The organism is Pseudomonas sp. Z3-8, from assembly GCF_051131975.1.
Taxonomy (GTDB): domain Bacteria; phylum Pseudomonadota; class Gammaproteobacteria; order Pseudomonadales; family Pseudomonadaceae; genus Aquipseudomonas.
Genome location: NZ_CP071643.1, coordinates 1,229,826 through 1,242,506, shown reverse-complemented (window position 1 = coordinate 1,242,506; position 12,681 = coordinate 1,229,826). Strand labels below are relative to the sequence as shown.

Genomic DNA, 12,681 nt, shown 5'->3' with positions numbered 1-12,681 from the left:
GCACTGGGTTAATCGTCGAGGCGCTCTTCCAGCTGGCGCACTTCGTAGGTCAGCTTGTCGAGGAACTGCATGCGCCGCATCAGGCGTTCGGCCTGTTCGCGTTGCGCAGCGTCGTTCCAGCAGGCGGCGAAGCTCTCGTTGAGTTCTTGCTGGGCGTCTTTCAGGCGACGCTTGAAGACCGCGACCCCCGCCAGGTCGGCGCTGTCCTGCAGGTCTTCGAGCTCCTCGCGCCATTGCATCTGCTGCAACAGGAACTCGGGATCGTGCACCGTGACTTCCAAGGGCAGCTCATGACCGCTGATGGCGAGCAGATAACGCGCGCGCTTGGCCGGACTCTTGAGCGTCTGGTAGGCCTCGTTGAGGTTCGCCGACTGCTCGAGCGCCCGCCGCTGCTCAGCCTCGGAGGCATCGGCAAAGCGGTCGGGGTGGACACCACGGGCCAGTTCCAGATAACGCGCGGACAACTGATCGAGGTCCAGCTGGAAAGCAGGCTGCAACTGGAACAACGCAAAATGACAAGGAGTACCCACGAGCAGCCTCAGATGTTGAAGCTTTCGCCGCAGCCACATTCACCGCGCACGTTGGGGTTGTTGAACTTGAAGCCTTCGTTCAACCCTTCCTTGACGAAATCCAGCTCGGTGCCGTCCAGGTACGTCAGGCTCTTGGGGTCGATGATCACTTTCTGACCATGACTCTCGAACACCTGATCGTCTTCACCGACTTCGTCGACGAATTCCAGTACATAGGCGAGGCCGGAACAACCCGTGGTGCGAACACCCAGGCGGATACCCTCGCCCTTGCCGCGCCCCGCAAGTGAGCGCTGGATATGGTTAGCTGCCGCTTCTGTCATCTGGATAGCCATGGAAACTCCTTACCGTAACGCGGATCAGATCAAGCCTTTCTTCTGCTTGTAGTCGCGAACGGCGGCCTTGATGGCGTCTTCAGCGAGTACCGAGCAGTGGATTTTCACTGGCGGCAAGGCCAGTTCTTCGGCCAACTGAGTGTTCTTGATGGTTTCGGCTTCGTCGAGGGTCTTGCCCTTCATCCACTCGGTGGCCAGGGAGCTGGACGCGATGGCGGAGCCGCAGCCGTAGGTCTTGAACTTGGCATCTTCGATGATGCCTTGCTCGTTGACCTTGATCTGCAGACGCATCACGTCGCCGCACGCCGGGGCGCCGACCATGCCGGTGCCGACGTCAGGATCCTGCGCGTCCATCTTGCCGACGTTGCGCGGGTTCTCGTAGTGGTCGATGACCTTTTCGCTATATGCCATTTGCTTCAATCCTCATCAGTGGAGCCGCTCTGGTGGCGACTTCTCAGTGCGCCGCCCATTCGATTTTCGAAATGTCGACGCCGTCTTTGTACATGTCCCACAGCGGCGAAAGAGCACGCAGCTTGGTAACGGCCTCGCAGACTTTCTGCGCGGCATAATCGATTTCTTCTTCGGTGGTGAAGCGGCCGAAGGTGAAGCGGATCGAGCTGTGAGCCAGTTCGTCGTTGCGGCCCAGGGCGCGCAATACATAGGAAGGCTCCAGCGACGCCGAGGTGCACGCCGAACCGGACGACACGGCCAGATCCTTGAGCGCCATGATCAGCGACTCGCCTTCAACGTAGTTGAAGCTCAGGTTCAGGTTGTGTGGAACGCGGGCGGTCATGCTGCCGTTGACGTAGAGCTCTTCGAGGTGCTCGACCTGCTTGAAGAAACGGTCGCTCAAGGCTTTGATGCGGACGTTCTCGGCGGCCATGTCTTCCTTGGCCACGCGGAAGGCTTCGCCCATGCCGACGATCTGGTGCGTCGCCAGGGTACCGGAACGCATGCCACGCTCGTGACCGCCGCCGTGCATGGTCGCTTCGAGGCGAACACGCGGCTTGCGGCTGACGTACAGGGCGCCGATGCCTTTAGGGCCATAAGTCTTGTGGGCCGAGAAGGACATCAGGTCGACTTTCAGCTTGGACAGGTCGATGTCGACCTTGCCAGTAGACTGCGCGCCGTCGACGTGGAACAGGACGCCCTTGGAACGGGTCAGTTCGCCGATGGCCGCGATGTCGTTGACGGTGCCGATTTCGTTGTTCACGTGCATGATCGAAACCAGGATGGTGTCGTCGCGCAGTACGGCTTCGACCATGGCCGGGGTGATGATGCCGTCTTCACCGGGCTCGATGTAGGTGACTTCGAAGCCTTCACGCTCCAATTGGCGCATGGTGTCCAGGACAGCCTTGTGCTCGATCTTGGAGGTGATCAGGTGCTTGCCCTTGGTGTGGTAGAAATGCGCGACACCCTTGATTGCCAGGTTGTCGGACTCGGTGGCACCGGAGGTCCAGACGATCTCGCGGGGGTCGGCATTGACCAGGTCAGCGACTTGGCGACGGGCGTTTTCGACCGACTCTTCGGCTTTCCAGCCGAACACGTGGGAACGCGAGGCCGGGTTGCCGAAGTTTCCGTCGACCAGCAGGCATTCACTCATCTTTTGCGCGACACGCGGATCAACCGGGGTGGTCGCAGAGTAATCAAGGTAAATCGGCAATTTCATGGACTCTCTCCTAAATCAGGCTGGCTGGCGTTCCGCGTGCTCTGCGGCAGTCATTCGACGGCGGACGCTTCAATCTTGTCCAGGTGCGGCGCCTTGCCATTGCAACGGCGCTGGTCCTGACGCTGGGCTACTTCTTGCACCTCACGGCGAGTCACAAGGTCGGCCAAGCTGATACCACTCAGAAACTCGTGAATCTGCAGGCTCAAGTCGCACCACAGATGATGGGTCAGGCAAGTATCGCCGCCGTGGCAGTCGCCCAGCCCTTGGCATTTGGTCGCATCGACCGATTCGTTCACGGCATCGATCACCTGGGCGACCTGGATGCCTTGCATCTCGCGCGACAGCTGGTAGCCGCCACCGGGGCCACGAACGCTGGAGACCAGGTTGCTGCGGCGCAGCTTGGCGAACAGCTGTTCGAGGTAGGACAGGGAGATGCCCTGGCGTTCGGAGATATCGGCCAGGGACACCGGCCCGTGCTGCGCATGCAATGCCAGATCGAGCATTGCGGTCACGGCGTATCGGCCTTTTGTAGTCAGTCGCATGGACAATTACCACGAAGTTCGGAATGGGGGCGAGTATGCAATTCCCGAGTATTTAAGTCAAGTATAAGACCTAGTGCTTTACTCGGGTTTACCCGCAAAAGAGCGCGCGCATGATAGCAAAGGCAGGCGGCTAACGACCAGCTGTACCGCGTTATCGTTCTTCGCGAGCAGGCTCGCTCCCACAGGGGCTGGCGGTCCAGTGTGGGAGCGAGCCTGCTCGCGAAGAGGCCTGCCAGGTTTCAGCTAGCCTGGCTTTGGTCCTTGTCCTTCACACACGCAAAGTCTTCCTCGCGCAGTTCCGGCAGATCCTTGGCACAATAATCACTCCCCAGTTCCTTCAGGGCGCCGCACATCCCCTCCAGGCGCCCGTCCACCGCTTGCAGGTGATCGAGCAACTGGTTGATGGCGCGCGCCACCGGGTCGGGCATGTCTTCGCCGACACCGTAGGCGTCGAAGCCGATCTTCTCGGCCATGGCCTTGCGCCGGGCGTCCTGCTCTTCGTCCGACTTGACGATGATCCGCCCCGGAATACCCACCACGGTCGCGCCGGGCGGCACGGCCTTGGTGACCACGGCGTTGGAGCCGACTTTCGCTCCCGCGCCCACGGTGAACGGGCCGAGCACCTTGGCGCCAGCACCGACGACAACGCCGTTTTCCAGGGTCGGGTGGCGCTTGCCTTTGTTCCAGCTGGTGCCGCCGAGGGTCACGCCCTGATAGAGCGTCACGTCGTCGCCGATCTCGGCGGTCTCGCCGATGACGATGCCCATGCCGTGGTCGATGAAAAACCGCCGGCCGACCTTGGCGCCCGGATGGATCTCGATGCCGGTCAGCCAGCGGCCGAAGTTCGAGACCAGCCGCGCCAGCCATTTCCAACCCATGCTCCACAAGGCGCCGGACAGGCGATGGATCCAGATGGCGTGCATGCCGGGGTAGCAGGTCAGCACTTCAAAGGCATTGCGCGCCGCCGGGTCACGATGGAAGACGCTCTGGATATCTTCACGCAAACGTTCGAACATTTTATTCCTTCCGCTTAATCAGCTCGCCACGGGCCGCTTTCTGGGTTTCCGTGAGGATGCCGCGCAATATATTCATTTCCGCCCGGCTCACCGAGCTTCGTCCGTACAACCGACGCAGGCGCGCCATCAAGTGCCGAGGCTTGTCCGGGTCGAGGAATTCGATGTCCACCAGGGTCTGTTCCAGGTGTTCATAGAATCGCTCCAGCTCGTCCATGGTCGCCAGTGTCTCACTGCGCGGCGACGTCGCCTCGAATTTTTCCACCTTGCTGGGCTGGCCTTCGGCTTGCAGCCAGGCCATGCGCACTTCATAGCTCAATACCTGCACCGCCGCCCCGAGGTTCAGCGAGCTGAAGCCGGGGTCGGAGGAGATATGCACGTGAAAATGACATCGCTGCAGCTCTTCATTGGTGAGGCCGGAATCTTCACGGCCGAACACCAAGGCGATTTCCGCCCCCTGCCCCGCTTCCTCGACCACCTTGGTGCCGCATTCGCGAGGATCGAGCAGCGGCCAGGGGATACGGCGGTCGCGGGCGCTGGTGCCGAGCACCAGGTTGCAACCCACCAAGGCGTCTTCCAGGGTGGCGACGACCTGGGCATTGGCGAGGATGTCACCGGCGCCGGATGCCCGCGCATCGGCTTCGTGATGGGGAAACGAGCGCGGCTCGACCAGCACCAGCCGCGACAGGCCCATGTTCTTCATGGCCCGCGCAGCTCCGCCGATGTTACCCGGATGGCTGGTATTGACCAGGACGACACGAATGTTCTGCAACAAGGGAGGCGCTCTCGAACATATAAAAGGGAGCAAATCTTACCTAAGCACCTACCGTTAAGCTATGAAAGCGAACACCAACCTTCTCCTGAGAAAACTTTCTGATAGAATGCGCGGCTTTCTTTAACAACCTTAGGTGACACATCCATGCAGCCCATGCTGAATATCGCGCTGCGCGCCGCCCGCAGCGCCAGTGAACTGATCTTCCGCTCCATCGAGCGCCTGGATACCATCAAGGTCGATGAAAAAGACGCCAAGGACTACGTGTCCGAGGTTGATCGCGCCGCCGAACAGAAGATCGTCGACGCCCTGCGCAAGGCTTACCCGAACCACTCCATCCTCGGTGAAGAGACCGGCATGCACGCCGGTACCGGCATCGAAGGCGAAGAGTACCTGTGGATCATCGATCCGCTGGACGGCACCACCAACTTCCTGCGCGGCATTCCTCACTTCGCTGTCAGCATCGCCTGCAAATACCGTGGCCGCCTGGAACACGCCGTCGTGCTGGACCCGGTTCGCCAGGAAGAATTCACCGCCAGCCGTGGCCGTGGCGCCCAACTGAACGGTCGCCGCCTGCGCGTCAGCGGCCGCACCAGCCTGGACGGCGCCCTGCTGGGCACCGGTTTCCCGTTCCGGGATGACCAGATGGACAACCTCGACAACTACCTGGGCATGTTCCGCGCCCTGGTCGGCCAGACCGCCGGCATCCGCCGCGCCGGCGCCGCGAGCCTGGACCTGGCTTATGTAGCTGCCGGTCGTTTCGATGCGTTCTGGGAATCGGGCCTGTCCGAGTGGGACATGGCGGCAGGCGCCCTGTTGATCCAGGAAGCGGGTGGCTTGGTGAGCGACTTCACCGGCGGCCACGATTTCCTTGAAAAAGGCCACATCGTTGCCGGCAACACCAAATGCTTCAAGGCTGTGCTGACGGCGATCCAGCCGCACCTGCCGGCCTCGCTGAAGCGCTAAGCCGCTCGGCTCAGGAAAAGCACCCTTCGGGGTGCTTTTTTTATGCCTGTCACTTTACCCGGATACAGGTAATCCGTGGCGAGGGAGCTTGCTCCCGCTCGGTTGCGCAGCGACCGCAAGATCTTGGGTCTGCTGCGCATCCCAGCGGGAGCAAGCTCCCTCGCCACGATGGGTTACACCTTGAACATGGAGCCAAGCTGAACCACCGCTATCGCGAGCGAGCTCGCTCCCACAAGGAGATTTGGGGTAGGCATAAGATTTGTGCCCACCACAGATCCAATGTGGGAGCGAGCTTGCTCGCGAAGAGGCCGGCACATTCAATATCGATGCAAGCTGAGCCACCGATTTCGCGAGCAGGCTCGCTCCCACCGGGGATTGGTGGTGGAGCGTGGAAATGCGAGCGTAAAAAAAGCACCCCGAAGGGTGCTTTTTTCATAGCGGTTGGATTACTGGGCCGGTTCGTTCTGGCCCAGGATCAGTTGGCCTTCCTTGCTGACCGGAATCTGGTTGCCCGGGTCGCGGTCCATGCGGACTTTGCCTTCCTTGCCGTCGAGCATGTAGCGAACGTCGTAGCCTACAACCTTGTCGCTGATGTCATTGACGGTGTTGCAGCGAGTCTGGGTGGTGGTGTACGTGTCGCGTTCCTGCATGCCTTCCTGAATTTTGTTACCGGCATAACCGCCGCCAGCCGCACCCGCCACGGTGGCGATCTTCTTGCCGGTGCCGCCGCCGATCTGGTTGCCCAACAGGCCACCGGCCACGGCGCCGAGCACGGTGCCGGCGATCTGGTGTTGATCCTGAACCGGCTTCTGCCGGGTCACTGTCACGTCCTTGCACACTTCACGCGGGGTCTTGATCTGGGTCTTGACCGGTTCCACGGCCAGTACTTGCGCATACTCAGGGCCACTTTTTACCAAGCTGTAGGTGGCGACCGCACCACCGGCTGTTACACCGACAGCACCCAATACCGCACCAACCAGCATCGATTTGTTCACTTGAACCTCCAGGCCATTACAAGCGGAATAATCCGCGCTTCTCCCAGCCTTGGAGCACAAAAAAAGGCGCGAGTTCAACTCGCGCCTTTTGAGCGGTGACGGACGGAAAACCGAGCCTTACGGGCGGTCGTCCACCTCGGTCTCGGTGGCCGCCGGAGGAATCAGGTCCTCGGAGCTCAGGTTCAGCCAAATCAGCACCACGTTGGCGATATAGATCGACGAGTAGGTACCCGCCATCACACCGATGAACAGCGCGATGGAGAAGCCGAACAGGTTGTCGCCGCCAAACACCAGCAGCGCGACAATCGCCAGCAAGGTCGAGATCGACGTCGCCATGGTCCGCAGCAGGGTCTGGGTGGTCGAGATGTTGATGTTCTCGATCAACGAGGCCTTGCGCAGCACTCGGAAGTTTTCGCGCACCCGGTCGAACACGACGATGGTGTCGTTGAGCGAGTAACCGATGATCGCCAGCACCGCCGCCAGCACCGTCAGGTCGAAGGTGATCTGGAAGAACGACAGGATACCCACGGTCACGATCACGTCGTGGATCAGCGAGACAATCGCACCGACCGCGAACTTCCACTGGAAGCGGAAAGCCAGGTAGAGCATCACGCCGCCCAGCGCCAACAGCATGCCGAGGCCGCCCTGGTCGCGCAGCTCCTCACCCACCTGCGGGCCGACGAACTCGACGCGCTTGACCTGGGCCGGGTTATCGCCACCGGCCTTCTGCAAGGCTTCGGCGACCTGGTGGCCCAGTTGCGGGTCTTCACCCGGCATACGCACGAGCAAATCGGTGGTGGCGCCAAAGCTCTGCACCACGGCATCGCTGTAGCCCGAGCTCGCCAGTTGCTCACGCACCTTGGTGACGTCGGCCGGACGCTCGTAGGTCAGCTCGATGAGCGTACCGCCGGTGAAGTCCAGGCCGTAGTTCAGGCCCTTGGTGGCCCAGCTGAACAACGCCAGTGCCGTGAGGAACAATGTGACGCCGAACGCAATGTTGCGAACGCCCATGAAGTTGATTGTACGTAACATGGCAGCCCCTTAAATCCACAACTTCTTGAAGTCACGACCGCCAAAGATCAGGTTGACCATTGCGCGGGTCACCATGATGGCTGTGAACATCGAGGTAAAGATCCCGAGGGACATGGTCACTGCGAAGCCCTTGACCGGGCCGGTGCCCATGGCAAAGAGAATCCCGCCGACCAGCAACGTGGTCAGGTTGGAGTCGAGGATCGCGGTGAATGCCCGGCCGAAGCCTTCGTTGATTGCCCGTTGGATCGACATGCCCGCGGCGATCTCTTCACGTATCCGCGAGAAGATCAGCACGTTGGCGTCCACCGCCATACCCATCGTCAAGACGATACCGGCGATACCCGGCAGGGTCAGCGTGGCGCCCAGCAACGACATCAGGGCCAGCAACAGCACCATGTTCACCGCCAGCGCAACCGTGGCGATCAGGCCGAAGAAGCGGTAGATGGCGATGATGAACAGCGACACGAACAGCATGCCCCACAGGGAGGCATCGACGCCCTTGGTGATGTTGTCGGCACCCAGGCTCGGGCCGATGGTGCGTTCTTCAGCGAAGTACATCGGCGCGGCCAGGCCACCGGCACGCAGCAGCAGGGCCAGCTCCGAGGATTCGCCCTGGCCGTTCAGGCCGGTGATGCGGAACTGGCTGCCCAGTGGCGACTGGATGGTCGCCAGGCTGATGATCTTCTTCTCTTCCTTGAAGGTCTGGACCGGTACGTCTTTCTCGACGCCGTTGACTACCTGTTTGGTGTAGGTGGTGGTCGGCTTCTGCTCGATGAAGATCACCGCCATGCTGCGACCGACGTTGCTGCGCGTGGCGCGGCTCATGAGTTCGCCGCCGTGGCCGTCGAGACGGATGTTCACCTGTGGACGACCTTGCTCGTCGAAGCCCGCCTGGGCGTCGGTCACCTGGTCACCGGTGATGATCAGGCCGCGCTCGATCTGCGCCGCCGGACGACCGCCCTCACGGAACTCGAAGCTCTCGGAAGTCGCCTTGGAAGCACCCGGCTCAGCGGCCAGGCGGAATTCCAGGTTGGCAGTCTTGCCGAGGATACGCTTGGCTTCGGCAGTGTCCTGCACACCCGGCAACTCAACCACGATGCGGTTGGCGCCCTGGCGCTGGACAATCGGCTCGGCCACACCCAGCTCGTTGACGCGGTTACGCACCGTGGTCAAGTTCTGCTTGATGGAGTATTCGCGGATTTCCGCCAGCTTGGCCGGGGTCATCGCCAGACGCAGCACCGCCTGACCATTGAGGTCGGCCGGCACAATGTCGAAATCGTTGAAATTCTTGCGGATCAGGGCACGGGCCTGTTCGCGGGCATCTTCATCGCTGAAGCCCAGCTGAATGGCACCTTCGAACTGCGGCAGGCTGCGATAACGCACGCGCTCTTTACGCAGCAGGCTCTTGACGTCGCCTTCGTAGACTTTCAGTCGCGCGTCGAGGGCTTTTTCCATGTCCACTTCCAGCAGGAAGTGCACACCACCGGACAAGTCCAGGCCCAGCTTCATCGGGTGGGCGCCAAGATTGCGCAGCCACTGCGGGGTGGTCTGGGCCAGGTTCAGGGCCACAACGTAATCGTCGCCCAACGCCTTGCGTACCACATCCTTGGCCGGCAACTGGTCTTCAGACTTGACCAGGCGCAACAGGCCGCCCTTGCCGTTTTCGGCGATGGACGCAGCCTTGACCTCGATATTGGAGGCCTTGAGCGCAGCGCTCGCGCGGTCCAGATCGGCCTGGGTGACCTGCAACGCCGTGCTGGCGCCGCTGACCTGAATGGCCGGGTCATCCGGGTAGAGATTGGGAGCGGAATAAATCACACCGACCGCCAGCACCGCCAGGATCAGTAGGTATTTCCACAGAGGGTATTTGTTCAGCATCACGCCGCCCGCTTATGACGCGGGGCGCCTTGCGCGCCCCGTCGATTGAAGAGAAGTTGTTACTTAGATCGCTTTCAGCGTGCCTTTTGGCAGCGTGGCCGCGATGGCGCCCTTCTGAAACTTCATTTCAACAGTGTCGGACACTTCCAGAACCACGAAGTCATCCGCCACTTTGGTGATCTTGCCGGCGATGCCGCCGGTGGTGACCACTTCATCACCTTTCTGCAGGCTGCTGAGCAGGTTCTTCTGCTCTTTGGCGCGCTTGGCCTGTGGACGCCAGATCATCAGGTAGAAGATGACCAGGAAGCCGACCAGGAAAATCCACTCGAAACCGCCACCCATAGGGCTGGCAGCAGCAGGTGCAGCCGCGTCAGCCATGGCATTAGAGATAAAAAAGCTCATTTAGCACTCCAGTTGCAAATATTGAATCTAGGGATCGGAAAACTCAGTCCAAAGGCGGAACAGGCAACCCGCGCTTGGCATAGAAGGCCTCGACAAAGGCGGCCAATGTACCCTGTTGGATAGCCTCGCGCAAACCAGCCATAAGCACCTGATAATGGCGCAAATTGTGGATGGTATTGAGCATGCTGCCGAGCATTTCGCCGCACTTGTCCAAATGATGCAGATAAGCGCGGGAGAAGTTCTGGCAGGTATAGCAATCGCACGTCGGATCGAGCGGCGAATCATCATGGCGATGGAACGCGTTACGGATCTTCAGCACACCAGTGTCGATGAACAGATGCCCATTGCGGGCATTACGGGTTGGCATCACGCAATCGAACATGTCCACCCCGCGGCGCACACCCTCAACCAGATCTTCCGGTTTGCCAACGCCCATAAGGTAACGAGGTTTGTCAGCGGGCATCTGGCCCGGCAGGTAATCGAGCACCTTGATCATCTCGTGCTTCGGTTCGCCCACCGACAGGCCGCCAATCGCCAGGCCGTCGAAGCCGATCTTGTCGAGGCCTTCGAGCGAGCGCATGCGCAAATCCTGGTGCATGCCGCCCTGCACGATGCCGAACAGCGCCGCGGTGTTTTCGCCATGGGCATTCTTCGAGCGCTGGGCCCAGCGCAACGACAGCTCCATCGACACCCGCGCCACGTCTTCATCGGCCGGGTACGGCGTGCATTCGTCGAAAATCATCACGATGTCCGAGCCCAGGTCGCGCTGCACCTGCATCGACTCTTCCGGGCCCATGAACACCTTGGAGCCATCGACCGGCGAGGCGAAGGTCACGCCCTCCTCCTTGATCTTGCGCATGGCGCCGAGGCTGAACACCTGGAAACCGCCGGAGTCGGTCAGAATCGGGCCTTTCCACTGCATGAAATCGTGCAGGTCGCCGTGGGCCTTGATCACTTCCATGCCCGGACGCAGCCACAGGTGGAAGGTGTTTCCGAGAATGATCTCTGCGCCCGTGGCAACGATGTCACGCGGCAGCATGCCCTTGACCGTGCCGTAGGTGCCCACCGGCATGAACGCGGGGGTTTCCACCGTACCGCGGGGGAAGGTCAGACGACCGCGACGAGCCTTGCCATCGGTAGCAAGCAACTCGAAGGACATGCGACAGGTGCGACTCATACGGTTTCCTCGGGCCCGCGTGGCGCGGGGTTACGGGTGATGAACATCGCATCACCGTAGCTGAAAAAGCGGTACCCATGCTCGACGGCGGCCTGGTAGGCGGCCATGGTCTCGGGATAACCGGCGAACGCCGAAACCAGCATCAACAGCGTGGATTCGGGCAAATGAAAGTTGGTGACCAAGGCATCGACCACATGAAACGGCCGGCCCGGGTAGATAAAGATGTCGGTGTCGCCACTGAACGGCTTAAGCACGCCATCACGCGCGGCGCTTTCCAGGGAACGCACGCTGGTGGTCCCCACCGCCACCACCCGCCCACCGCGGGCGCGACACGCCGCCACGGCATCGACGACTTCCTGGCTGACTTCCAGCCATTCGTTGTGCATGTGGTGATCTTCGATGCGCTCCACGCGCACCGGCTGGAACGTGCCGGCGCCGACATGCAGCGTCACGAACGCCGTCTCCACGCCCTTGGCGGCAATCGCCTCCAGCAACGGCTGATCAAAATGCAGCCCCGCCGTCGGCGCCGCCACCGCCCCCAGGCGCTCGGCGTACACGGTCTGATAACGCTCGCGGTCCGAACCTTCGTCCGGGCGGTCTATATAAGGAGGCAACGGCATGTGCCCGACACGGTCGAGCAGCGGCAACACCTCCTCGGCAAACTCCAGCTCGAACAACGCATCATGCCGCGCCACCATCCGCGCCTCACCGCCGCCGTCGATCAAAATCGACGAGCCCGGCTTGGGCGACTTGCTCGACCGCACATGGGCCAGCACCCGATGCCCGTCCAGCACCCGCTCCACCAGAATCTCCAGCTTGCCGCCGGAGGCCTTCTGGCCAAACAACCGCGCCGGAATGACTCGGGTATTGTTGAACACCATCAAATCGCCCGGGCGCAAATGCTCAAGCAAATCAGTGAATTGACGGTGAGCCATGGCACCGCTGACCCCGTCCAGGGTCAACAGTCGACTGGCGCGACGCTCGGCCAGAGGGTGGCGAGCGATCAGCGAATCCGGGAGTTCGAAGGTAAAGTCAGCAACACGCATGATGGGGTTCGTCTAGCAGGGCCGGAAAGTCTAGCGGAATTATCAAAAATTCACCATGAAACGTGATTGACCAACGGTAGGCACCTCTCTATACTTCGCCGCCATTGAGCCCTGATGGCGGAATTGGTAGACGCGGCGGATTCAAAATCCGTTTTCGAAAGGAGTGGGAGTTCGAGTCTCCCTCGGGGCACCATCTTAAAGAAAGACCTTGAAATTCAAGGTCTTTTTTTTCGTCTGCAGGAAAGTGGCTTTGCTGTGATCAGCGCAAATCCCACCCCAGGGCGTGGCGAGGGGATTGATCCCCGCTGGGCTGCAAAGCAGCCCCAA

The 12,681-nt window shown here is 61.0% G+C and carries 14 protein-coding genes and 1 tRNA gene; 2 read left to right on the top strand and 13 right to left on the bottom strand.

Translation table 11 applies throughout. The annotated features are described in order from the left end of the window. Nucleotides 1-8 precede the first annotated feature (8 nt). The 7 genes from hscB to trmJ form a co-directional block, all read right to left on the bottom strand. Nucleotides 9-530: a co-chaperone HscB gene (gene hscB, locus J3P94_RS05795; protein WP_305498984.1), complete on the bottom strand. Its 522-nt coding sequence runs from the start codon at nucleotides 528-530 to the stop codon at nucleotides 9-11. Between the two features lie 8 nt (nucleotides 531-538). After that, entirely contained in the window at nucleotides 539-862 is a 324-nt protein-coding gene (gene iscA / locus J3P94_RS05790; protein ID WP_003185155.1) for an iron-sulfur cluster assembly protein IscA, read from the bottom strand. Between the two features lie 24 nt (nucleotides 863-886). Beyond that, on the bottom strand, nucleotides 887-1,273 hold the full coding sequence (gene iscU, locus J3P94_RS05785) for a Fe-S cluster assembly scaffold IscU (protein WP_003185157.1): 387 nt from the start codon (nucleotides 1,271-1,273) through the stop codon (nucleotides 887-889). 43 nt (nucleotides 1,274-1,316) lie between these two features. Continuing rightward, entirely contained in the window at nucleotides 1,317-2,531 is a 1,215-nt protein-coding gene (locus J3P94_RS05780) for an IscS subfamily cysteine desulfurase (protein ID WP_434571968.1), read from the bottom strand. A 50-nt stretch (nucleotides 2,532-2,581) separates the two neighbouring features. Beyond that, nucleotides 2,582-3,073 (bottom strand): Fe-S cluster assembly transcriptional regulator IscR, encoded by a 492-nt coding sequence (gene iscR / locus J3P94_RS05775; protein ID WP_030139599.1) that lies wholly within the window; start codon nucleotides 3,071-3,073, stop codon nucleotides 2,582-2,584. A gap of 239 nt (nucleotides 3,074-3,312) precedes the next feature. After that, complete coding sequence (gene cysE / locus J3P94_RS05770; RefSeq protein ID WP_434571967.1) at nucleotides 3,313-4,089, bottom strand: serine O-acetyltransferase; 777 nt, start codon at nucleotides 4,087-4,089, stop codon at nucleotides 3,313-3,315. Nucleotide 4,090: 1 nt separating this feature from the next. After that, a complete protein-coding gene (gene trmJ, locus J3P94_RS05765) occupies nucleotides 4,091-4,861 on the bottom strand; it encodes a tRNA (cytosine(32)/uridine(32)-2'-O)-methyltransferase TrmJ (RefSeq protein WP_434571965.1) in 771 nt (256 codons plus the stop codon). A gap of 144 nt (nucleotides 4,862-5,005) precedes the next feature. Here trmJ and suhB point away from each other — a divergent pair, with 144 nt between their 5' ends. Further along, nucleotides 5,006-5,824: a type III secretion system regulator SuhB gene (gene suhB / locus J3P94_RS05760; protein WP_003185165.1), complete on the top strand. Its 819-nt coding sequence runs from the start codon at nucleotides 5,006-5,008 to the stop codon at nucleotides 5,822-5,824. Between the two features lie 446 nt (nucleotides 5,825-6,270). On the opposite strand, the gene J3P94_RS05755 is transcribed toward suhB, so the two are convergent. The 6 genes from J3P94_RS05755 to queA form a co-directional block, all read right to left on the bottom strand. Further along, nucleotides 6,271-6,819, bottom strand: a complete 549-nt coding sequence (locus J3P94_RS05755) for a glycine zipper 2TM domain-containing protein (protein ID WP_014336691.1) — start codon at nucleotides 6,817-6,819, stop codon at nucleotides 6,271-6,273. Between the two features lie 117 nt (nucleotides 6,820-6,936). Then, nucleotides 6,937-7,851: a protein translocase subunit SecF gene (gene secF, locus J3P94_RS05750; RefSeq protein ID WP_434571964.1), complete on the bottom strand. Its 915-nt coding sequence runs from the start codon at nucleotides 7,849-7,851 to the stop codon at nucleotides 6,937-6,939. A gap of 9 nt (nucleotides 7,852-7,860) precedes the next feature. Further along, nucleotides 7,861-9,729, bottom strand: a complete 1,869-nt coding sequence (gene secD, locus J3P94_RS05745; RefSeq protein ID WP_305498976.1) for a protein translocase subunit SecD — start codon at nucleotides 9,727-9,729, stop codon at nucleotides 7,861-7,863. Between the two features lie 63 nt (nucleotides 9,730-9,792). Beyond that, nucleotides 9,793-10,131, bottom strand: coding sequence for a preprotein translocase subunit YajC (yajC, locus tag J3P94_RS05740; protein ID WP_016773317.1), 339 nt, complete (start codon nucleotides 10,129-10,131; stop codon nucleotides 9,793-9,795). Nucleotides 10,132-10,174: 43 nt separating this feature from the next. Then, nucleotides 10,175-11,290, bottom strand: a complete 1,116-nt coding sequence (tgt, locus tag J3P94_RS05735) for a tRNA guanosine(34) transglycosylase Tgt (RefSeq protein ID WP_305501181.1) — start codon at nucleotides 11,288-11,290, stop codon at nucleotides 10,175-10,177. A 14-nt stretch (nucleotides 11,291-11,304) separates the two neighbouring features. After that, nucleotides 11,305-12,354, bottom strand: coding sequence for a tRNA preQ1(34) S-adenosylmethionine ribosyltransferase-isomerase QueA (gene queA / locus J3P94_RS05730; RefSeq protein ID WP_305498973.1), 1,050 nt, complete (start codon nucleotides 12,352-12,354; stop codon nucleotides 11,305-11,307). A 108-nt stretch (nucleotides 12,355-12,462) separates the two neighbouring features. Between queA and J3P94_RS05725 the strand changes: the two genes are divergently transcribed. Continuing rightward, nucleotides 12,463-12,547, top strand: a tRNA-Leu gene (locus J3P94_RS05725). Nucleotides 12,548-12,681: the final 134 nt, after the last annotated feature.